At 33.8% G+C, this 21,841-nt stretch carries 19 protein-coding genes; 1 reads left to right on the top strand and 18 read right to left on the bottom strand.

Annotated elements, in window-relative coordinates; all coding sequences use genetic code 11:
• Nucleotides 1-12: 12 nt before the first annotated feature.
• From GYY69_RS01145 to GYY69_RS01110, 8 genes are all read right to left on the bottom strand, one after another.
• Nucleotides 13-1,416 (bottom strand): type II and III secretion system protein family protein, encoded by a 1,404-nt coding sequence (locus tag GYY69_RS01145; RefSeq protein WP_174796032.1) that lies wholly within the window; start codon nt 1,414-1,416, stop codon nt 13-15.
• 26 nt (nt 1,417-1,442) lie between these two features.
• Nucleotides 1,443-2,321, bottom strand: coding sequence for a hypothetical protein (locus GYY69_RS01140; RefSeq protein ID WP_174796031.1), 879 nt, complete (start codon nt 2,319-2,321; stop codon nt 1,443-1,445).
• 44 nt (nt 2,322-2,365) lie between these two features.
• Nucleotides 2,366-3,712 (bottom strand): tetratricopeptide repeat protein, encoded by a 1,347-nt coding sequence (locus GYY69_RS01135; RefSeq protein ID WP_174796030.1) that lies wholly within the window; start codon nt 3,710-3,712, stop codon nt 2,366-2,368.
• Between the two features lie 82 nt (nt 3,713-3,794).
• Nucleotides 3,795-4,667 carry a type II secretion system F family protein gene (locus tag GYY69_RS01130; protein ID WP_174796029.1) on the bottom strand — a complete coding sequence of 291 codons (873 nt, stop codon included), beginning with the start codon at nt 4,665-4,667 and terminating at the stop codon, nt 3,795-3,797.
• Between the two features lie 3 nt (nt 4,668-4,670).
• Entirely contained in the window at nt 4,671-5,372 is a 702-nt protein-coding gene (locus GYY69_RS01125) for a type II secretion system F family protein (protein ID WP_174796028.1), read from the bottom strand.
• 221 nt (nt 5,373-5,593) lie between these two features.
• Complete coding sequence (locus GYY69_RS01120; RefSeq protein ID WP_202984915.1) at nt 5,594-6,913, bottom strand: CpaF family protein; 1,320 nt, start codon at nt 6,911-6,913, stop codon at nt 5,594-5,596.
• Between the two features lie 204 nt (nt 6,914-7,117).
• Nucleotides 7,118-7,372, bottom strand: coding sequence for a Flp family type IVb pilin (locus GYY69_RS01115; RefSeq protein WP_202984914.1), 255 nt, complete (start codon nt 7,370-7,372; stop codon nt 7,118-7,120).
• Between the two features lie 930 nt (nt 7,373-8,302).
• Nucleotides 8,303-8,521, bottom strand: a complete 219-nt coding sequence (locus GYY69_RS01110) for a Flp family type IVb pilin (protein WP_238786499.1) — start codon at nt 8,519-8,521, stop codon at nt 8,303-8,305.
• Nucleotides 8,522-8,823: 302 nt separating this feature from the next.
• On the opposite strand from GYY69_RS01110, the gene GYY69_RS01105 reads away from it, so the two are divergent.
• Entirely contained in the window at nt 8,824-10,422 is a 1,599-nt protein-coding gene (locus tag GYY69_RS01105; RefSeq protein WP_174796026.1) for a phosphoethanolamine transferase, read from the top strand.
• Nucleotides 10,423-11,336: 914 nt separating this feature from the next.
• Here GYY69_RS01105 and GYY69_RS01100 read toward each other — a convergent pair.
• The 10 genes from GYY69_RS01100 to GYY69_RS01055 all read right to left on the bottom strand — a co-directional run bounded on the left by GYY69_RS01100 (nt 11,337) and on the right by GYY69_RS01055 (nt 21,766).
• Nucleotides 11,337-12,029, bottom strand: a complete 693-nt coding sequence (locus GYY69_RS01100) for a DUF2461 domain-containing protein (RefSeq protein ID WP_174796025.1) — start codon at nt 12,027-12,029, stop codon at nt 11,337-11,339.
• A gap of 3 nt (nt 12,030-12,032) precedes the next feature.
• Complete coding sequence (gene kdsB / locus GYY69_RS01095) at nt 12,033-12,797, bottom strand: 3-deoxy-manno-octulosonate cytidylyltransferase (RefSeq protein ID WP_174796024.1); 765 nt, start codon at nt 12,795-12,797, stop codon at nt 12,033-12,035.
• A 17-nt stretch (nt 12,798-12,814) separates the two neighbouring features.
• A complete protein-coding gene (locus GYY69_RS01090; RefSeq protein WP_174796023.1) occupies nt 12,815-13,000 on the bottom strand; it encodes a Trm112 family protein in 186 nt (61 codons plus the stop codon).
• Between the two features lie 3 nt (nt 13,001-13,003).
• Nucleotides 13,004-14,011 carry a tetraacyldisaccharide 4'-kinase gene (lpxK, locus tag GYY69_RS01085; protein ID WP_174796022.1) on the bottom strand — a complete coding sequence of 336 codons (1,008 nt, stop codon included), beginning with the start codon at nt 14,009-14,011 and terminating at the stop codon, nt 13,004-13,006.
• Between the two features lie 101 nt (nt 14,012-14,112).
• Nucleotides 14,113-16,422, bottom strand: coding sequence for a DNA internalization-related competence protein ComEC/Rec2 (locus GYY69_RS01080; protein ID WP_174796021.1), 2,310 nt, complete (start codon nt 16,420-16,422; stop codon nt 14,113-14,115).
• A 304-nt stretch (nt 16,423-16,726) separates the two neighbouring features.
• Nucleotides 16,727-17,017 (bottom strand): integration host factor subunit beta, encoded by a 291-nt coding sequence (ihfB, locus tag GYY69_RS01075; protein ID WP_065638907.1) that lies wholly within the window; start codon nt 17,015-17,017, stop codon nt 16,727-16,729.
• Between the two features lie 98 nt (nt 17,018-17,115).
• Nucleotides 17,116-18,798, bottom strand: a complete 1,683-nt coding sequence (gene rpsA / locus GYY69_RS01070; RefSeq protein ID WP_174796020.1) for a 30S ribosomal protein S1 — start codon at nt 18,796-18,798, stop codon at nt 17,116-17,118.
• A gap of 111 nt (nt 18,799-18,909) precedes the next feature.
• Entirely contained in the window at nt 18,910-19,590 is a 681-nt protein-coding gene (gene cmk / locus GYY69_RS01065) for a (d)CMP kinase (RefSeq protein ID WP_174796019.1), read from the bottom strand.
• A 1-nt stretch (nt 19,591) separates the two neighbouring features.
• Nucleotides 19,592-20,872, bottom strand: coding sequence for a 3-phosphoshikimate 1-carboxyvinyltransferase (gene aroA, locus GYY69_RS01060; RefSeq protein ID WP_174796018.1), 1,281 nt, complete (start codon nt 20,870-20,872; stop codon nt 19,592-19,594).
• Nucleotides 20,873-20,893: 21 nt separating this feature from the next.
• The gene (locus GYY69_RS01055) at nt 20,894-21,766 is read right to left on the bottom strand and encodes a helix-turn-helix domain-containing protein (protein WP_174796017.1); all 873 of its coding nucleotides are present in this window, start codon (nt 21,764-21,766) and stop codon (nt 20,894-20,896) included.
• Between the last annotated feature and the right edge of the window lie 75 nt (nt 21,767-21,841).

Genomic DNA, 21,841 nt, shown 5'->3' with positions numbered 1-21,841 from the left:
CCCACTAACCTTTTATTCAATAAAACCCATGTCATTAATAAATTTTTCACTCTCGTTAGATATTGGTACTGTTTTGCGTCGTTGTTTATCCATGTTATTTTTAATATTAAAGAAACTATTAATTACATCAGTTCGTTCTAAAATTGGTAACTCTACACTATCAAAACTATTATTAGATGTAACCAAATTAACGGTTGCAAATACGACCATTTCAGTCTTTTCACGGCCTGTCGTTGAGCTACGAGCCAATGCTCCTAAAATTGGAATCTCACTAACAAAAGGAATACGAGATAATGTTTCAGAATCTTGTTCATTAATTAATCCCGCAATAACAAAGCTGTCTCCATCAGATAGGTCTATGGTTGAACTGGTTTTTCGAGTGGATAAAGTGGGAATATTATAGTTATTAAAAGCATACGCTCCTGAAACTGAACTCACTTCATTATTAATAAATAATCTAATCCGTTTATCATTATTTACTTTGGTACTAATATTTAATTTAATACCATACTCTTTATAAGTAACATTAGCATCACCATCTTTATTCTTAGTTACTATGGGAATCTCGCCACCAACTAAAAATGACGCATTTTCACCAGACAGTACAGATAGGTTAGGTTGCGCTAAAATCTTGGCTAAACGGTCATTTTTTATTGCACGAATCATTGTGGTGATATTATGAATATTAAACCCCTTTTTTAGGCCTAATAGGGTAAACTCACCAATATTGTTCATCTCAGATCCACCATTTAGCATACTATCCAAGGTTAAACTTTGCCACTCAATACCCAATGAATCGGTAAATTTTTTGCTGACCTCAACAAAAGTTAATTTTACATTGACCTGATACTCTTCAATTACTCTGATATTATCAATAATATTGTTATAAACATAGTAGTCTTGGAAGGTAAGTTCCCGATTTCCTGACTCGCCTGTTGCTGTACTGCGTATTCGTTCTCCACTTTGCCCAACAAGTGAACCCACAACCGCCATAATTTTACCTTTTGTCGTCGTATCTGGTGTAGTGCCATTTAGTACATAAACAAACCGCCCACTTGGATCACCATTATCATAACGATCTATCGTTACGCTACTATTTGGAAAATTTTGTGCCAATCTATGCGTAATTTGAGATAAAAGCGGATCAACATTAATAGTATCATTAATAATAATGTTATTTGCATCATCATAAACCAGCAAGCTAGTTCTACCATTCGACTTACCATATATAATTAATGATTTACCATCAACAACTTCATAATTTGCTACACTATCTTGACTAATGAAAACAGTACCAACATTTTCAGGCAAAACAATTGTTTTGGTTTGCCCAATCTGTAAATTATGGATATTAGCAAAAGTCAAAGAAGAAAAGCCAATAGATAATAAGCAAACTAGCTGTTTAATTGTATTCATAATTGATTTAACTTTTATTAGCATTCTTAGTTACCTTTTAGCAAATTAATCTGTTTTTTCTTTGAAAAAATAGCTTTATCAGTTAATGGCCAGCTTTTTTCTTTATCACTTAACAAACGTAATCCATCATCAACATTTCTTTTATAAGTACTCGGATACATCATAATCGAAGAATTTGTCATCAATGTTCTTAATAATTTAATTTCTTGATTTGAAAGCTCTAATTGAATTTGACCTGCTTCTTGTTTTTGAAATTTAAAATCAACTCCATCATCTGCATTAATATAGAGAATTTTTTTACCTACAATGATAGGTTTTATCCGATTTTTAACAAAATCATCACTAGGCGAAACGAGTCTATCCGCTTTATAATCTTTATTATTAAACTTCGTTGATTCATCATCACTATAAAATATATAAAGATCAACGAGATCTCCACTCTTTAGATTTTTCACCAAATAAGAATCAATCTGTGCTAATTTGAATGGAAACATATAATTCCCTTCTTTTAGCGCCAATAGCCTATAATCTTCTGAATTAGGTGAAGCAACAAAGCTATTTTCTATAAGAGTATCTTTTGCAATATTGTTTTTAGCAACATAAGCATCAATTGCTTTCGCATTGGTCACATATTTGGATTTTTCATTAGACTCAATATCGACCTCAATTGATTTAAAATAGTAATAATCTTTAGTCAAGATTGTCTTTTTACTAATATCATTCTTTGCAACAGCCACTGTTATAATTTCTTTTTTTGGTACTTCTATTTTAGGTTCTTCTTTAACTTCAACTTGCGGCTGAACCGGTGGCTCAGCAACAGGTGTAGGTGATGACTTTGTAAACAACAATGCCAGTCCCACAACTAGCATTAATATATACAGAACAATTATTTTTTTCTCTTTCATACAAACTCCATATGATTTTATATTTATTGTTATTTTTTTTGCATTTATTTATTCTCTAAATAAAAATCAAATGCAAAACAGTGGGCTTTACCGTTAGAATTAAGACCTGCATCAAAATCCTTCACTATTGAGTTCTGTTTAGTTTTTATTTGTAGAATTAATGTTTTTTCAGCAGTAAAAGTTCCGGTTACATTGGCAAAATCTCGATCACTACGGGAAATTCGATTAATAATATAATTTATTCCTGCAGTAGGAAGCGTTACATCATAAAATGATAATTTAAATTCCGTTGGCGAGATTTTTTCAATTAAGTATTGCTTTTTGCCTAATTGATTAACTGTTTCGAAAGTGATTCTGCTGAATTTACCGTGTTCGCCTGATCGAACAGCTAAAATAGTCGACGAAGCCATCGCCTGATTGACTTGATTATTTTGTTTAGATGTAGATGGATTAGTATCCGTGCCAGAATTAGTTACAGCGGCTTGTCGAGGAGCAATTTTCTGATCAGTTTCTGTTTCTAATTTGGCTACATTTGATAATTTAGCACTAATTTCTGACTTAGCGGTAGTTTGTGAATTAGTTTCTTTTTTAGGTTTAACTGCGGTATCTTTTTTGGATACTTGCTGTGAGGCTATTTTTTCAGTCGTATAGCGCTTTTGATTATCACTTTGTGCTGGTGTAATCTCATTAAATTTAATCGCATCAACTGGTTCTATCTGTTTTAATTCTTGAATCAGGATTTCTGGATCATTAGATAATCGATGCCTTAAACAGAATGTTTTAGCTAATTGCATTTTATTTAATTTCACCAACGTGTAAAGCAAGTTGTGAAGAATAGTTTGATCACGATATCCTTTTGTATATAAAATATTTAGGTGCTTATAAGCTTCATTATAGTCTTTATTCAAAATTGATAGCATTGCTAGGTTATTTGTGACTTTGTTTTCATCATAAAAGTTTTCTCTAGCTAGGCTGAATGAATAACGTGCAGCATCATATTGTTTCTTTTTCAGCAAAACGATACCTTTTATATTATATGCTTCACCATTTTTACGATTGATTGCAATTGCTTTATCTAAATATTCTAATGCTGTGTCATTATTCCCCATTTTAGATTCAACATGAGCATACAAAGCAAAAAGATTATCATTCTTACTTTTATTTAAAACAGGGGTTAATGTTCTTTTTGCTGCTTCAAAATCATTAGAAAGGTAATAAACTTGAGCAAGTTTATATCTTGTATCCTCGATATCAGAACGTTGTAAGCGTTGTTTATAAAGCTCAATTAAGCCGCCGTAATTTTTTGTTGTTTCATGAATATAAATCTTTTGTTGCTCATTCAAATCGTATCTGACGGTACTGTTTTGACATCCAACAGCAACAAACAACATTGAACATACCACAATAAATTTTGGTTTTATTAACCTTCTTGGTTTACAGTATATTGAAAAATAGTTCATTATCTCTACATCCCTATCTATTACTTAATGTTGATATAATATTCATGACAATAGGTCCTGTAATAATCACAAGAACAGGCGCTAAGAAAAATCCCATCATCGGTAATGTCATTTTGGCTGCAATAGCAGCAATTTTTTCTTCTATTGTTAATTTTTGTATCTCTCTAATTTCAGAAGATAATTCTAATAATGCCTCATAAATTGAGTTTCCATAACTAATACTTCTCTTTAACGTAACACAAAACATTCTGATTTCTTTGCAAGGTACTTCTCGCTGAATCAAATCAATTGAGAGTTCGATACCATTAACATCCATCATTAAACAAGCCCTTTCTAAGATAGCTGCCACGTCTCTATTAATTGGTTTCACTCTCGTGCTTAAGTACCTAAAACCATTTTCAACTGTCATGCCTGATTTAACCATAATTGCCATCATATCAATGATCAGTGGTAAGTCTCGTGAAATTCTTCTGATTTTTTTAGCTGTTTGTATTTTTAACAGCCTATCGGGCACAATAATGACCACAATAATAATAAAAACTAAAACAATCAATAAGATATTTGAATCAATTATAACCAATGAAAAGATTTGATTTACAAGATAAAAAAATGAAAATCCAATAACAACAGCGTAAATCTTCCAACTATTTTGTTCTTGAAAGCGACGCAAAAAACTTAAACTTACACTATTTTTTGCCGCAATTTTTTCAAAAGCAACATTCTTTTGGTTAATATGTTTTTTAGTTATTTTCTTTTCTTTATTCTCGCTATTTAAAAGTAAACTGAGTTTTTCCTTTCTTTGATACAGTAAATAGGAGTTTATCAACTCTCTACTGCCGATATAGATTAAAATAATTGGGATTATTATATTTAGTAAACTAATCATAATTTAAATGATCTTGCTAATCATCCCCTTGATAATGATAAGACCAATAACCACGCTACCAACAACATAATACAAAATATAGTGACCAACTGTTGTATTAACCAAATAATCATAATTTGCCTGTGAAACTAATTTAAGTATAAAGATAAAAGCAAAAGGCATACACCCTAATATTGTCATCGTCATTCTTAATTCCGCTGTTTTACCATCTCTGGTTTTAGTTAAAATTCGATTGCTGGCTAGCATTTTAGCTAATCGACTCAAGACTTCCTTTAATTCTCCCCCACTATCAAGATTAACCATTACCGTTAAAATAAAAAAATAATATTCTGGAAAAGGGAGTCGTTGATAAGAGTTTATTAAAACTCCCTCAATGTTATCACCGATTTCTATTCGGCTATCCACTTCTCTCATTGTTTTACCTACAATACCACTAATTGAATCTCCACATGTTTTAAAACTTGTTGTTATTGCACCACCCGATGATACAACACCTGAAATAACATTTATTGCTTCGGGGAATGTTTCGTAAAATTCTTTTTTCAACTTCCGCTTTTTAATAACAACATTTAGAACAACTGTGGCAACAGCACTAATTGGAATTACAATATAGCTATCATAATGGAGGTACTTTTCATTCAATATGATGCCCGCAACCGTACCTGCTAAAATATAAATAAGCAACCGAGTTTTCGATTGCCCCATTATAAGCAGATTGTGATAGGAGCTAATCATTACTTTAAAATCAAAGCTGATTCTATCCCAAAAAGATTGTTTCTGTCGGGATAGTTGGTTTTCAACCAAACTAGATAATGATGTATTCTTCACTTCGACATTATGAAAAATTTGCAATCGTATTCTACGACGACGCAATACCCACATATTTATAATAGAGACGAGAATAAGTACAACTGAAAGGATGAAAATCATACTTTGAGCCCTACTGCGTTTAACATTAGCTTTTCTAATACGTCTGACATTTCATAATATTGAGCGCTTTCATAAAGTGCAGAGCGTTTAACCAGCCCATTACAGACAAATTCACCTTGAATCTTACCTTGTTCGTTTCTATCATCATGAATTTTAAATTTAAACACATCATGAGTAACAATATTTTCAGACTCTAAACCCATAATTTCAGTAATACTCATTACTTTACGTTGCCCATCTGGAAGGCGAGAAACCTGAATGATAAAATTAACCGAAGAAGCAATATAGTGCCTAATTGCAACCATCGGCAATTCAGGCTGAGCCATAATAATCATGCTTTCTAGGCGAGATAATGCATCTTTAGCCGTGTTGGCGTGTAGTGTAGACATTGAGCCATTGTGTCCAGTATTCATGGCTTGAAGCATTTCATATGCCTCTTCACCACGACACTCCCCTAAAATAATTCGGTCTGGCCTCATCCGTAGTGCGTTAACTAATAGATTTTGCATAGTTATTCTTCCGCGACCATCTTCTCCGCCTACTTTTGTTTCCATTCTAACCACATGGTCTTGTTGTAGTCTTAATTCGGCAGCATCTTCAAGCGTAACAGTACGTTCATGCTCACCAATAAATCCAGATAATGCATTTAGCATTGTGGTTTTACCCGAACCCGTTCCACCGGAAATAATAATGTTCATCCGACAACGCGCCGCAATGACTAAAAAGTTAGCCATGTCTTCGTTTAAAGAACCATAGTTGATTAAATCATGGAATGTGCGACGACCAGCACCGAATTTACGAATTGACATCGAGGTGCCATCAATAGCAATTGGTGGAATAACAACATTAAGCCGGCTACCATCCGGCATCCGAGAATCAACTAACGGGTGCGACTCATCGATATTTTTGCCTACTTTGTTAACTAAGCGTCTTGCAATATCAAGTAGCTGGCGTTCGCTAATAAAAAATTTATCCGTTTTGCTAAGGACTCCTCCCCGCTCAACATAAATACTATAAGGACCATTAACCAAAATATCGCTGACAGTTTCATCTTTCATTAATGAATCAATTGGACCATAACCAATGATTTCATCACAAATCATACCAGCCAATACATTGGATTCATCAGTTGAAATATAAGCGTTACCTGAATTAGCGATATCCCTAATCACATTTTGCACTTCACGTTGAATTTTAGTTGGTTCATTCTTTAACTGCTCAATAAGTTCCAAATCAAGGACTTGAAAAACTAAATCACGAACTTTACTCCATTCTTCAGGAAACTTAAATCGTTCATTAACCATAGTGCTTTTCATTAATAACTGATCGTAAATTAACAAAAGCTACTAGAAACCGATAAACAGTTCTAGTAACTTTTACTTGTAAGAATAACGACAATAATCTATACCAAGATAGATCCCTAAGGGATTTTAACTATTAAAACGACGATTATATTCTAATTATCTACCGATAATAACCGTCCTTATAAAAGTAAAATATCCCTTGAACGCCATAATTACTTATGGGCTTGGAGTACCAGGTGTACCACTAATAGCTGCACCTATTGTGCTTGTTAATTTATTTTTTAATGAACTAAATACACTTTGTAACATATCATGGACAGGACCACTATCACCTTTAAAGATAGCTAATACAACAGCAGCAACACCAGCTGCAACAATTGCATATTCGATCGCAGTTACACCTTGTTCACTTTTAACAAATTTGCCCAAGGCGTTTCTTACTTGAGCATGAACTGCTGATAAATACATCATAATTTTCTCCTTAAATATTTCTTACATTTTTTATTTAATTGATTTACCTTCTTATCGAAAGCTTAAACATTATACATATATAAATTTAAAATAGCTAATTATTCATCAAAAAATTTCAATTAACCACCATTTAAAAATTGATTATAATCAATAATGTGAAAAAAAATGATTACTAAACATACCTTTATTTCAGATTGATATTTAAACTAAAAATTTGTGTGAATATATCAGTATAAATAAAGGCAAAATTCGTTTGCTTTCGGTTTAGCTGTAGAATACATAGCATTTTAATGTTTTAGAAAAACACGATGTTGTTTACACTTTATAATTAAAATAATCCTCTAAAACTCATAAGGCGTTTTTCCAAAACACCACTTAATTTGGTGTTTCCGGTTTATTGAATCAATAGATATTTGCTGAATATGCTCCATTTCCATTTAAAGAGTGAATTACTCTTTCTGCTTGTCCACTTATTTGAGGAATGACGGAGTTATTGAATATTTGGTTTATGCGATAAAAATCACATGCGTTAATAACTTGATGCTCTCGTATTTCTTGATATGACCTCATTATCAAAATAAATACACTCTTGTTTGCCGTTTAGCTTGTCGCCTTCATTTATTTTCTATGGTTTTTTCAAATTTAATTGGAAAATTGAGATCATAATTTATTGTTTAATAGCGTTCATTTTTACTATTCGATGAAATAAACTCCCGTTATCTGGCTTTTCTAGTCTGTTACAAATTGTCTAGCTATTGACCAAAACCTTTTTGCTAAATCAATAGCCCATATTTTTCATTATGATGTAATCATCTATATATTGCCAGTAACAAGAAAGTGTTAGATTAATTTTTTAACAAATATTAATCTAACAACAATTAGCAACTTCCTACCTATTTCGTTTAATAAACTATATAATAAAGGCCGTCATTACCAACTAGCAATTACGGCTAATTTATCTTTTAAGGACGAAAATACACTATTAAACATATCGTATACCAAAAAACCTTGTTGTCCTTTAAATATCGTTAATACCATTGTTGTAATTCCAGCCGATATAATCGCATATTCAATTGCTGATACACCTTGCTTATTTTGCACAAATTTAGCAAGAAAAGAGCCAACTAGAATATTCACTGCAGATATCATCACATTTTCTCCATACCATATTGTTTATAATTGTTATATCAATGAATTGTTTTTTATTTTAATATCTTTTTTTATTCTAATAACAAATTGAATAAAATTCAAGCTAATAGTGTATTTTACATAAACTATTGTTTGCCAAATATCATCCAACTATATTTATTTTATTATAGCTATATTGTTTTATAATAAAGTTCTTTAATAGTTGAAATAAAAGCTGATTCAGTATATAACTATTTAAATAAAACAATTGGTTATTCTAATTTGAAAATATGTCAAAAATATAATAAAGGTAAGGTAATATAATGAAATTATTTGGAGCTAAAAAAAATTGGTCTTCTCTTATTTTACTGTTGGTTTATATCATCCTTAGTGCTATTTTAGCTTATGTATATTTTACAAAATCCGGTTATGCGTATGAAAAGTTCGTGTTTAAGGAACTGTTTCTGTATATTATCTTAACAACAACATTATGTTTTATTGTACTTGTGCATATCGGTCTTTGTAGCCGTCACTATTTTATTATTGCCCTTAGCACACTATTTCTATTTCTATTTTTGTCCGAAATAAGTTATTCCATCTATTACGGACAAATAATATCAGATGGCGTGCTTGACTCTATTGTAGAGACTAATTCTCATGAAGCATTGTCAATGTCTAAACAAGTTTTAATCATAACAGGACCCGCATTTATTGCGACTTTTCTTATTTTATTTATCTTTAGAAAAGTAGTTTCTGTTAAATTTAGACCACTAATCCCCTTAACAGTTTATCTACTTATCTTAGTAATTATTTGTACTATGGCTCCCGCCTCAATCACAAAAAATGAAATTAAACTAGGACATTATAAAAATAGTGCAGATATAGTTCGTAGGTTTTATCCCGCTGCATTGGGTAATTTATCCTATCTTCTGGTTAGTTATACATCAACAGATATCTATTCAAATATTCATGAAATTGAAAAATTTAATGAAGCTGTTCTTTTACCGCCTAACAAATCCGATAAAGACTTGATCGTATTTATCATGGGCGAATCTTCTTTAGTAACCCGTTATAGCGCCTATGGTTATCATAAGCAAACGACTCCTTTTATGACCAATATTTTTAGTCAAAATGGAGGATGTATTATCCAAAATAGCCACTCTACAGCAGCTTTTACTAGGGATTCTATACCAATGACACTTTCATTCAGTGTACCCGAAAGTAGTGATAATTTATTTAATAATAAATCGATTATTGAAATGGCTAAGTTTAATCATTACAAAACCTATTGGCTAGCTTCGATTGCGCAGGAAATTCAAGGTTCATTTAATACTAAATTTGGTTTTATCGCACGTAAAAGTGATGTTGTCTCCTTTAGTGACAAAAAATATGATATTAGTTTGAGTCAGCTATTAGAAGCAACCCTACAAAACGATAATTCACCGAAAAAATTTATTTTTGTCCATTTGCGTGGTAGCCATAAACCCTATGAAAATTATGATGAAGTTGATAAGCAGGCTTTACCTGACGTCGAAGAATATGATCTGACTATTCATCATACCGATCGTACAATTAAGGCCTTGTATGATGTTATCAATAAATATAGTGATAATTATACTGTGATTTATACCTCGGATCATGGTGAGATTGTTAATGTAGGGCACGGTATAGGAAACAATCCTGACCAGTTTTTAATTCCATTTATGTTTACATCAACTAATCACCACTATGACTGCCAATTTATCGAATCGTTTCGAGGATCAACAGGTTATTTAAGTGGGCTGATGAATAAATATATTTTATCTATTCTATTAGGATACAATATTGATCAAACTATTCTTGAGAAAGAAAAAAGTAATGATCGAGTATTTATGCCAGACGGTAATGTCATGCCTTTTTTAGAAGTGCTTAACAAGCACTAATCCTTTACTTAATATGTTGAGTAACAAACTGCGAATATCGACGCAATAGCATTAAAGAGGGGCTAGCTTGTTAGCGTTGTCAAAAAAGATAAATAACCTAACAAATACCCCTGTTTTTGCTATTACATGCTTGTCTCGTTTATTTTCAATAGTAGACTTAGTTGAGAATGTGGATAATTTTCCAGTAAGGCTTACGCATTATTAACAGTGAGCCTAACGACTTAAATTACCCATCACTAATAGCCTAGTAAGAACAGGTTATTGATAACATAAATCACGTTTAGGTATATCAAACTTGTGGGCACATTTTCTGTGATTAGAGATATAACGTTTCGGCAAGAACTTTAAGTCAACTGTTGAAAGAACTCGTCTTGCGAAAATATGTTGTAGGAAAACGCTGGGCTGTTTACACTTGACGATTAAGCTAATCCTCTAAAAATGCATAAGGCTTTTTAGCTGAAATCGCTTTATACAGTTTAACTACATTGTAGAAGTTAATATTTTTTCTATTTTTTGAATCTTCAAATATTTGCTGATTATGCCATATCACAATTAAGGTACATATCACGCTTTTTGTTTTACCATCCGTTTTTGGACTCGCTGGTTTCGTGAATTTTGTTAAATTGTTTACATCCATTTCAATATTAATACCTTTACCACTATGTATTCTTTTTTGGTTTTATATGCCAGTATAGGAAACATAATGCGTTTTATAGTAAAGGAGGGGATTGAAGCCACCTATAAAATCATGTTTTTTGCTAGTTTGTGTTGAAACATAATTTATTATAAATGGTGTAAAAGAATTAATATTAAATTTTCCAAATAGTTAATATCAAAACATCATTTAAATATGTAAAAATATAATTCTAAAACGCAATAGTGATAAATTAAACATTACTGCTACTCAAAGTAAATTACAGTTTTGGTATATTTTTGATCATTTCCACTCGCATTAAATAATCATAAAGCGGGACTAATTGTTTAAATCCTTTCATTAATTTGTTGGGCAAATCGCTACTTAACACATCTTCAATATGCTCACTTGTTACCATAACAGCAAGATTTTTGCGGTTATACCATGTTGCTATTTTTGCATCTTGCTCTTTGATTAACGGTCGTTTATAACTTTCACCAACAAGCTCAAATGGTTTTTTAACGCAATGCGTCATCGCTAAAAACTTCTTAGTATCATTACGAATTTCTTCTCGAAAAATATCCATCGTTTGTTTTGATGAACAATAATAACCAAGTCCATATTGATAACTACTTGGGCTAATTTCAAAAAAGTAAGCGGGTGCTTCTTTCCAATCTCGATTAGGTCGTTTAAAGGTCAACCATAAGCGACTACGATAAAGTGATTTATCATTTGAAAAACGAGTATCACGATGAATACGTGAAATCGTTTTACCAATTGCAGGGCGAGTTTCAAACCATTTATCAATTTTAAGCATCTCTGGTGCTAGTTGCTCAACCAAAAGCCTAAAGGGTTTAACTAAATCGTTATCATAAATAGCGCGATGTTGTTCAAACCAAGGTTTGCTGTTATTTATCCAAGCATCTTGCAAAAAATTAAGCCCTGCTTGTGTAAAACCAGTGAAGTTTGCCATTGCTTACCTCTTAAATAATGCTCTTACTTTTTCTAAATCTTCTAGCGTATCAACCCCTATTGCAGGAGGCTGTTTTGCCACTGCAACATGAATTTTTTCACCGTACCAAAGTACCCTAAGTTGTTCTAGCATCTCAATTTGCTCAAGTGAAGATGGCACCCAGTTGATATACTGACGAATAAAGCCAGCACGATAAGCATAAATACCAATATGACGAAGATAAAAGTCACCAATACTGGATTGTTTTAATAGATCAACCGATTTAGCAAAACGATCTCGTTCCCAAGGAATCGTAGCACGAGAAAAATAAAGCGCATATCCATCTTTGTCGGTCACAACTTTAACTGCACCGGTATTAAATGCTTCTTCAACAGAAGCAATAGGCACCGCTAATGTTGCCATTCCGGTTTTATATTGCACTAAGTTTTCAGCCACTTGATCAATAATAACAGGTGGAATTAAAGGTTCATCCCCCTGTACATTGACAATGATTTCATCATTAGCAAACTGATAAGCATTAATGACCTCTGCTAACCTTTCAGTACCCGAATTATGCTTGTCACTAGTAAGAATGACTTCACCGCCATACTCCTTGACTACGTCAAAAACTTGTTGATGATCTGTTGCAATAATCACTCGAGTGGCTGACGATTTTTTTGCTTGCTCCATCACTCGAACAATCATAGGTTTACCATGAATATCCGCTAGCGGTTTAGCTGGCAAACGACTTGAAGCATACCTAGCAGGAATAATAACTGAAAAATTCATAATTAATACCTTAACTCTTATTCTTGAACAGGCTGTGATTGATTAAGTGGCTTTGCTTCACTTTCTAGCAATACAGGAATGTTATCTTTGATTGCATAAACTAGATTATCTGCTTGGCAAATTAACTGCTGATTGTTGGCATCATATTGTAGTTGCCCATGGCATTTAGGACAAGCAAGTGCACTTAATAAGATTTCTTTCATGTTTTATTCTCTTTGAGATTTTGTCTTGGCTAATAACAAACAGATCTGATCAACCGCCTCTACGGGTATTACCGCATCAATGGGTAGATACCACCAATTTTTCTGGGCAAATTGCCTACATTTAACGGCGTCTTTTTCAGTCATTAAAAGTGTTTGTTCACTACTTGCGACATTGTTTAACAACGATAAAGTAAATTTTTGGTGATCGGCAAAAGAAGCAGTTTTAACCACATCCACTTGCATTTTAATCAACATATCAAAAAAACGTTGCGGGTGACTAATACCCGCAATAGCACAAATATTTTGCAGCGAAGATAATACTTTTTGTTCTTTAGTAAGCAAATTTACTGCATATCGTGGTGCTAATTGCATTGTGAAAGTTTTTTCTGAGTACTGCTGGGTTAAATGATTTACACTATCACCATTTATGATAATCAAATCAACTGATTTTAATCGACTTTCTCGTTCTCTCATTGGCCCTGCAGGCATCCACCATCCATTACCAAATAAGCGCTTTCCATCAACCACTACGACCTCAATGTCACGCGCTAATGCATAATGTTGCAAACCATCATCGGTCAAAATAACATCTAACTCATACTGCTTTAATAATGCTTGAACAGCTTCAGGGCGATGAGGCGATACAGCAACAGGTACATTAGTACGTTGAAAAATAAGTACCGGCTCGTCACCGGCTTGTTCGGTTGTGGTTGTATTATCTAAAATAAGCGGATAGCTGTCAGCCTTGCCACCGTACCCCCGCGAAACAACGCCAACTTTTAATCCTTTTTGTTTTAATGATTCAATTAAACCAACAACCAGGGGGGTTTTGCCATTACCACCAACGGATAAGTTGCCAATAACGATAATAGGTACAGGAGAGCGCCAAGATTTGAAAATACCTAATCGATACAAAGAGCGACGAATAAAAGCAATCAAACCATATAATAAAGAAAATGGTATGAACAACCAAAATAATCGATTTTTACCATACCACAGTTTTTCAATCATAACTTTAACATCACTTAATTACATTCAGTAAAATTGTTTTATCTTTTAATGTCGACATAACAATTATTAAAATGGTTGCCTATAGCAAACGATAGCCTATTTTACTCATAAATTGGTAAACTACCAAACCAATCATGATACCATCTAGGTTTAATTTCGCCTCGCATGGTTTTTAACTTCCAAGTGTGTTTATTAAAAAATAGACTTATTTGACCAGTTCTAGCAGTAACATAATAATCTAAGTGTAAATTTTGATACCGCGTTATTACCTTATTGGAAGGCAGTTTCCAAGGGTTATAACGAGATGTTGACGCCAATGATTTTACTGGTTTAACATGGTTTAAAAATGCATAACTTGATGAAGTACTACTACCATGATGCGGAATTTGCAAGATGGTGGATGCTAACTGATCTCGATATTTTGTAATTAATTGATATTCCTGATTACGCTCTAAATCTCCAGTTAATAATGCAGAAAAGTGCCCATTAGTTACTTGTATTACACAAGAATCCTCATTTTGGGCATATTCAACCAATTTATTAGGCCACAATATATTAAATGTCAGCCCGTTCCAATTAATACGATTATCGGCTAAACAGGGATAGTTATTATTTAAATTAGAAGAAGAACTCATTAACCATGCCTTAGGGTAAACTTGTTGAAGCAATTTTAAACCTCCAACATGATCATTATGTTGATGACTAATAATAATGCCTTGTACATTCAAATTATGCCATTGCAAAAAAGGAATAATGACCCTTTCCATAGCTGAACTTTTTTCCCAGTTGGCTCCCGTATCATACAAAATAGCTGACTTGCCATCATGAATAACAATTGCCAAGCCATGGCCAACATCTAACATATCTAACCGCCAACGATAGTGTTGCTGTTTAAAAAATGGTGTGACTAATATCGCTAAAATAACTAACAAAGTAATACTAAAGTGTTGCCAAAGCCCAGTGCGCATTATAACTACACCTAACCAGCCTAAAAGACTTAACCAATAAAAGTCTGAAGGAATGTTAAGCCACAACCAATTAAGCCGATTTAAACTAAAAAATAACCATTGCAAAGATTTATCAGCAATCACCCAAAACCACAATGCGATGGAAAAACAGTTAATAACACTAAATATTAACGCTAGTAAAACAGAAGGAAATGTAAATAACGAAATAACAGGAATCGCAATCAAATTAGTTAAAATTGAAACCGAACTAACACCTTGAAAGACTAAAAATTGAATGGGAAGCAACAACAAGGTTAACCCAAACTGTAAATGCAATAACCTAAGTACATACCAGCGCTTTTTGTTCTTTACTGCTTTAGGGAGCGGCAACCAATCAAACAAAAAAATTAAGCTAATTACCGCATAGCAAGATAACCAAAAACTTTCAGATAAAATCATCAACGGATCAAACAGTAATAATAACGCAATAATTCGATTAACTTTTTGCCATGGACTTATATGATGTTTTGTATAACGTAAATAAATCCAAATTGATAAAGCCAGTATAGCGCGCAATGTAGGAGGATTGAAACCCGTTAACCATGCGTAAAAGAGAGCGCATAACCACCCTATAACAATCGGCACAAAAAAATAGATAAAGCGCTTTGGAATAAAAAATAGTAACACTTTAACCATAAAACAGCTCAGGCCGAAAACCACTAAAATATGCATACCCGATATAGCCATTAAATGGGCGACACCTGTTTGCTTCATCACCATACGATGTGAGTCATCTAATTGAGTTCTATCACCAAAAGCAAGGGCATACAAGATGCCTCGATAACGAAACAAATCAATGTAAGGTAGTGCTGAATCAGTAATAAATTGTCTTAGATCAGATTTACTATCTAATAGTTTGGCATCAACTAATTTAGCTGATAGTAAACTTCGGTTTGCTATTGAAAAGCGCTGGCTATCAAATCCTCCTTCATTTAAATAGCTATGTACAACTTTGATTTTTAGTGTTAATTGCCAAATTTGTCCCGATTTGGGAATGTCTGGCTTATCCCAATAAACCGAAATCGGAATATTATTAGATAGCATAACATCTGAAATGGAAAAAACAGAAAATGACAAATAATAAGGATCAACCGCTGTTGCTGTTTGTCGTGTATTTATATTTACTATTTTGGCTTTAACAACAAGGGATTTATCAATATAAGGCGAAATACTCGTTAAATATTGTTTAGAATATGCCGTAGACCATAAAAAGCCTAAACCAAATACAATAAAAATAGACAAAATAGAGTGTAATTTAACTGGAACAACCAGCACCAAAATTATCAAGATCACGGCAATACCATACCACTGCCAATCAGACAATAAATATGGCAAAAACAATAATGGCAAGCAGCCTAGCGAAAACATGATAGCCAATAAATCAAGAGAATAAAATTGTCGCATTAGTGCCCGCCATATTTATTTTCAATCAATAGCCAGCCTATCACTTAATATGCCTAACAAGATAAATGAGTTTGATTTTTTCGATCAGTCTTCCAATTTGATCATTAATTTAGATAAGATTAATTAAAATTTGTTTGTCATGTTCCTAATTAAAAAATACAACATAGTTATTGAGTTGATGGATTTTTCATGGGCGGATTGGATTGAATAAATGAGAGGACATTGCTCAATGAATTAGCTTGCTCAAAATAAAAAAGCCAATGATTCGACTCAAAGGCTTTTAATTAAACATAGAATTTAAAGATTATGCGTTTGCAGCTTTATTTACTCTTTCTCGCAACTCTTTACCTGGTTTAAAGTGAGGGATATATTTATGTTTCACTTCAACACTTCCGCCCGTTCTTGGGTTTCTTGCTTTACGTGGAGCACGATAGTTTAAACTAAAACTACCAAAGCCTCGGATTTCTACACGATCGTTACTTTCCATGGCTAAAGCGATCTGCTCAATAATATCTCTGACAGAATCATCAACTAATTGCACAGGGAGATGTGTGCGCCAGTTAACAATTCGTTCTACTAAATCTGATCTGTTCATGGTCACTCCTAATTTATTTATGTGTCATGTAACTTATTCAGTTTATACCATAAAAGAAAAAGAGGGCAAGCCCTCTTTACTCTTTACATAAATATTTTTTACTCAGTTTTTGAAGCAGCTTTGAATGCTTCAGCCATTGCATTAGTAAATGCTGCCTCTTCTTGAGTTGCCGTACTATTTACCGCAGCAAGTGCTTCTTTTTCGTCAGCTTCATCTTTTGCACGTACTGATAAAGAAATTGCACGAGTTTTACGATCGATATTGACAATTTTAGCTTCAACTTCATCACCAACTTTTAATGCCGTTGTTGCATCTTCAATACGTTCACGAGCGATATCTTGTGCTTTTAAGTAGCCTTCAATACCTTCAGCGATTTCAACAGTTGCACCTTTAGCATCAACTGCTGTTACACTTCCTTTAACAATTGTGCCTTTTTTGAAGTTAGAAGCAAAGCTACTAAATGGATCGTCTTCTAATTGTTTAATACCTAGAGAGATACGTTCGCGTTCAGCATCAACTTGTAACACAACTGCTTCGATATCATCACCTTTCTTATAAGCTTTAACTGCTTCTTCGCCAGGCATATTCCAAGAGATGTCTGAAAGATGAACTAAACCATCAATACCACCATCTAAACCAATGAAGATACCAAAATCAGTGATTGATTTGATCTTACCGCTAACTTTATCACCTTTATTGTGTGATTCAGCAAATTGTAACCATGGATTTGGTTTGCATTGTTTAAGACCAAGAGAAATACGACGACGCTCTTCGTCAATTTCAAGTACAACCACTTCAACTTCATCACCAAGACTAACAACTTTAGAAGGATGAATATTTTTGTTTGTCCAATCCATTTCAGAAACGTGAACTAAGCCTTCAACACCTGTTTCAATTTCAACGAAACAACCGTAATCAGTTAAGTTAGTTACTTTACCTGTTACTTTAGTACCTTCTGGGTAACGCTTAGCAATTGAAACCCATGGATCTTCGCCTAATTGTTTTAAGCCAAGAGAAACACGTGAACGTTCTTTATCAAATTTAAGTACTTTAACAAGTAATTCTTGACCCACTTCAACCACTTCACTTGGGTGTTTAACACGTTTCCAAGCCATATCAGTGATATGAAGTAAACCATCAACGCCACCAAGATCAACAAACGCACCGTAATCAGTAAGATTTTTGATAATACCTTTAACTTCAGAACCTTCTTGTAGATTTTCAAGAAGTTGTTCTCTTTCGGCACTATTTTCTGATTCAATAACCGCACGACGTGATACAACAACGTTGTTACGTTTTTGATCTAATTTAATTACTTTTAATTCGATTTCTCTATTTTCAATATGAGACGTATCGCGTAATGGACGCACATCTACAAGCGAACCAGGAAGGAACGCACGAACGCCGTTAAGATCAACCGTAAAGCCACCTTTAACTTTACCATTGATAACACCTAAAACTGTTGCAGCATCTTCAACTGCTTTTTCTAGAATTAGCCACGCTTCATGACGTTTAGCTTTTTCACGAGATAAGATTGTTTCACCAAAGCCATCTTCAATTGAGTCAAGCACAACATCAACAATGTCGCCGACTTGAACTTCTAATTCGCCTTGGGCATTTTTAAACTGCTCTACTGGAATTGCTGATTCAGATTTTAAACCAGCATCAACTAAAACAACGTCTTTGTCAATAGCAACAACAGTACCACGGATAAGATTACCAGAACGAGTGTCTAGTTGATTTAAAGACTCTTCAAAGAGTTGAGCAAAAGATTCAGTCATATTTATATACTTAAATTAATATTAACGTCCACATTACATCATGTCTTGTGGGGTTGTTTAAAATACTCCAAATATCCCTATATTGGAGCTTGATAAACGCTGAAAGTAACCTTACAACGCAAGTTTTTCGTTTATATACTTAATAGATTGATTAAAAACATCTTGAATAGACAGTGATGTGGTATCAATTATTAGAGCATCAATTGCAGGTTTTAGTGGCGCAACAGTTCGATTACGATCGCGCAAATCACGCTCAGTTATCTCCTGCAAAATTTGGGCGAATTTAACATGATTTTGATTATCTTGCAACTGTTTCATCCGTCTTTCTGCACGAGAGTGTGCACTTGCGTCAAGAAAAATCTTAACAGGCGCATCGCTAAATACCACGCTGCCCATATCACGTCCATCGGCAATCAGTCCCGGCGCTTGTCTAAAGTCACGTTGGCGTTGTAATAAAGCAGCTCTAACCGTATTAATAGCCGCCACTTTTGATGCTGCGCCACCTATCTGTTCTGTGCGGATGTCTTTCGTGACATCAACATGATTTAATAGCACCTTAACTTCACAACCATCAGTATTAAACGTTAACGGCAAATTAAGCGCTAATTGCACAAGCTGACTTTCATCTTCGAGTGCAACATCTTGTTTAATCGCACTAAGTGCTAGCACCCTATAAATAGCGCCAGAATCTAAAAGATGCCATTTAAAATGATTGGCTAACGCTTGGCATAATGTGCCCTTACCAACACCACTTGGTCCATCCACAGCAATAATGGGAACAGGTTTATTCATTTTATTTTTCGCTTAATCGTTTAAATTGTTCAAAATAATCAGGAAAAGTTTTCATGGTACATTTAGGATCTAATATTGTTACAGCTGTATCAGAAAGCGCCACGAGTGAAAAGCACATAGCAATACGGTGATCGTTATAAGTTTCAATTTCGGCATGAGTTAATTTTGCAGGTGGCAAAATAGTAATATAATCTTTGCCTTCATCGATCGTTGCCCCTACTTTACGCAATTCAGTTGCCATTGCATATAAACGGTCAGTTTCTTTAACTCGCCAATTATAAATATTACGGATTGTAGTTGGTCCTTTAGCAAATAAAGCAGTTGTTGCTATCGTCATTGCTGCATCAGGAATATGATTCATATCCATATCAATACCGTGTAATTCACCGTGTGAACATTCAATATAATCATCAGCCCAAGTTACTGTAGCACCCATTTTTTCAAGCACATGGGCAAATTGTGTATCACCTTGTAAGCTTTTTTTACCAATGCCTGTTACCCTAACTGTGCCACCTTTAATTGCAGCAGCAGCTAAAAAATAAGAAGCCGATGAGGCGTCGCCTTCAACTAAATAATGATCCGGCGATTGATAACACTGATTTGCTTTAACCGTAAATTTTTGATAGTTGTGATTTGTGACCGATACACCAAAAATAGCCATCATATTGATAGTAATATCAATATAAGGTTTAGATACCAAATCCCCAATGATAGTAATTTCAGTATCATTTTGTGCCAGTGGCGAAGCCATTAACAAGGCTGTTAAAAATTGGCTAGATACTGAACCATCAACTTGGATGTTACCACCGGTAAAACCACCTTGAATATGTAGTGGTGGATAACCTTCATTTTCGAGATAATCAATATTAGCTCCACCTTGACGCAATGCATCAACTAAATGACCAATTGGACGTTCTTTCATACGAGGTTCGCCAGTTAACACAATATTATTAGAACCAAGACATAATGCAGCAGCTAAAGGACGCATTGCCGTACCAGCATTACCTAAAAAAAGCTCTAATGTATGGTCAGATTGCAACATTCCCCCTATACCTTGAACATCACAAATGGTGCGATCGTGCGATAACTGATACTTAACACCTAATGCTGCAAGTGCATCAAGCATATAACGCACATCATCACTATCTAGTAAATTAGTTAAACGAGTATTACCTTTACTTAGTGCTGATAATAATAACGCACGATTAGAAACGCTTTTCGAACCTGGCAAATTAATCGTACCACTAAATTTTTTTATTGGTTGTAATGTTAAGGATAACATAATGACTCTCTTTAATATTCTTTAAAATTTTTCTAACGTCGTTTTTAATAAATCAATTGCTTGCTTATCTTTCGCACTATTTTGCCATAACTTATCAAATAAATGACGATACCGTTTAATGGCATCATAAGATGACGTGATTGACGCAATACCAGTAGTCACGTTAGGTAACTCACCTAATCGAAATGGGCTCATTGCTAATGAGATGGGATTTCCATCTTGATAAAAAATCTGAAAAGCAATTGATGGAATCGCTTCTTGGGTAATAGCAATAGTGGGGGCAAAAGATTGTTGTTCTATTAGCTCAATTAAATGATAAACTTCTTTACGTGCTAATAACACCCTTTCTGACTTCTTACCTGGTGAAATTGTCAAATTTCCCACTAAACCAATATGCAAAAATCGCTCTACATTACGCAAACTAATTAAATTAATCACCTTTGGAACTGATTGATGAAACTGCTTTTTACGTTCTTTTAAAATTGACAAAATGACTGAATATTTTTGATGATCAATCGACTCGCTTGATTCATTGAGCATCAGAGCTAAATGAGAAAGATAATCAGGTGAAGTTAATAAAAATGAAAATGGATCGAAGTGAGAATAGATATGCGTTGATTGCTCTTCTAACTGACGCATGCGCTCAAAAAAACCTTCACCACTCGAATAATATTCGGTATCAATGCCAAGCAGACTTGCAAAAGACGTATCGAGTAAAGATGCCAGTCGCTCTAAAGTTTCGATTTTAACAATTTCACCTTTTTCTAACCGATAGACTGCTGCTCTTGAAATTTTAAGACTTTCTGCGACATCTTCAGCCTTCAATGAAGCGGCAATCCGATACGCTCGTAAACGCTGACCTATAGCACAATAATCAATCGATCCAGTAATCATAATACACTCAAACTATTGGGATTTTGGCAGTGTATCACAAGGTGATAACAATGCCAATTTTTGTCAAAATGGTTC

It is taken from the genome of Gilliamella sp. ESL0250 (assembly GCF_013345045.1).
In the GTDB taxonomy this organism is placed as follows: domain Bacteria; phylum Pseudomonadota; class Gammaproteobacteria; order Enterobacterales; family Orbaceae; genus Gilliamella; species Gilliamella apicola_H.
The sequence above is the reverse complement of the archived record's forward strand: the minus strand, read 5'-3'. Positions and strand labels throughout refer to the sequence as shown.

Coding starts and splice junctions, on each gene's coding strand:
- GYY69_RS01055 (WP_174796017.1), bottom strand. CDS start 21,766: ATGATTACTGGATCGATTGATTATTGTGCTATAGGTCAGCGTTTACGA.
- GYY69_RS01080 (WP_174796021.1), bottom strand. CDS start 16,422: ATGCGACAATTTTATTCTCTTGATTTATTGGCTATCATGTTTTCGCTA.
- cmk (WP_174796019.1), bottom strand. CDS start 19,590: ATGAATAAACCTGTTCCCATTATTGCTGTGGATGGACCAAGTGGTGTT.
- GYY69_RS01090 (WP_174796023.1), bottom strand. CDS start 13,000: ATGAAAGAAATCTTATTAAGTGCACTTGCTTGTCCTAAATGCCATGGG.
- lpxK (WP_174796022.1), bottom strand. CDS start 14,011: ATGATTGAAAAACTGTGGTATGGTAAAAATCGATTATTTTGGTTGTTC.
- GYY69_RS01105 (WP_174796026.1), top strand. CDS start 8,824: ATGAAATTATTTGGAGCTAAAAAAAATTGGTCTTCTCTTATTTTACTG.
- GYY69_RS01130 (WP_174796029.1), bottom strand. CDS start 4,667: ATGATTAGTTTACTAAATATAATAATCCCAATTATTTTAATCTATATC.
- GYY69_RS01125 (WP_174796028.1), bottom strand. CDS start 5,372: ATGGGGCAATCGAAAACTCGGTTGCTTATTTATATTTTAGCAGGTACG.
- ihfB (WP_065638907.1), bottom strand. CDS start 17,017: ATGAACAGATCAGATTTAGTAGAACGAATTGTTAACTGGCGCACACAT.
- GYY69_RS01115 (WP_202984914.1), bottom strand. CDS start 7,372: ATGATGTATTTATCAGCAGTTCATGCTCAAGTAAGAAACGCCTTGGGC.
- GYY69_RS01135 (WP_174796030.1), bottom strand. CDS start 3,712: ATGTTGTTTGTTGCTGTTGGATGTCAAAACAGTACCGTCAGATACGAT.
- rpsA (WP_174796020.1), bottom strand. CDS start 18,798: ATGACTGAATCTTTTGCTCAACTCTTTGAAGAGTCTTTAAATCAACTA.
- GYY69_RS01145 (WP_174796032.1), bottom strand. CDS start 1,416: ATGAATACAATTAAACAGCTAGTTTGCTTATTATCTATTGGCTTTTCT.
- GYY69_RS01100 (WP_174796025.1), bottom strand. CDS start 12,029: ATGGCAAACTTCACTGGTTTTACACAAGCAGGGCTTAATTTTTTGCAA.
- kdsB (WP_174796024.1), bottom strand. CDS start 12,797: ATGAATTTTTCAGTTATTATTCCTGCTAGGTATGCTTCAAGTCGTTTG.
- GYY69_RS01110 (WP_238786499.1), bottom strand. CDS start 8,521: ATGATATCTGCAGTGAATATTCTAGTTGGCTCTTTTCTTGCTAAATTT.
- GYY69_RS01120 (WP_202984915.1), bottom strand. CDS start 6,913: ATGAAAAGCACTATGGTTAATGAACGATTTAAGTTTCCTGAAGAATGG.
- aroA (WP_174796018.1), bottom strand. CDS start 20,872: ATGTTATCCTTAACATTACAACCAATAAAAAAATTTAGTGGTACGATT.
- GYY69_RS01140 (WP_174796031.1), bottom strand. CDS start 2,321: ATGAAAGAGAAAAAAATAATTGTTCTGTATATATTAATGCTAGTTGTG.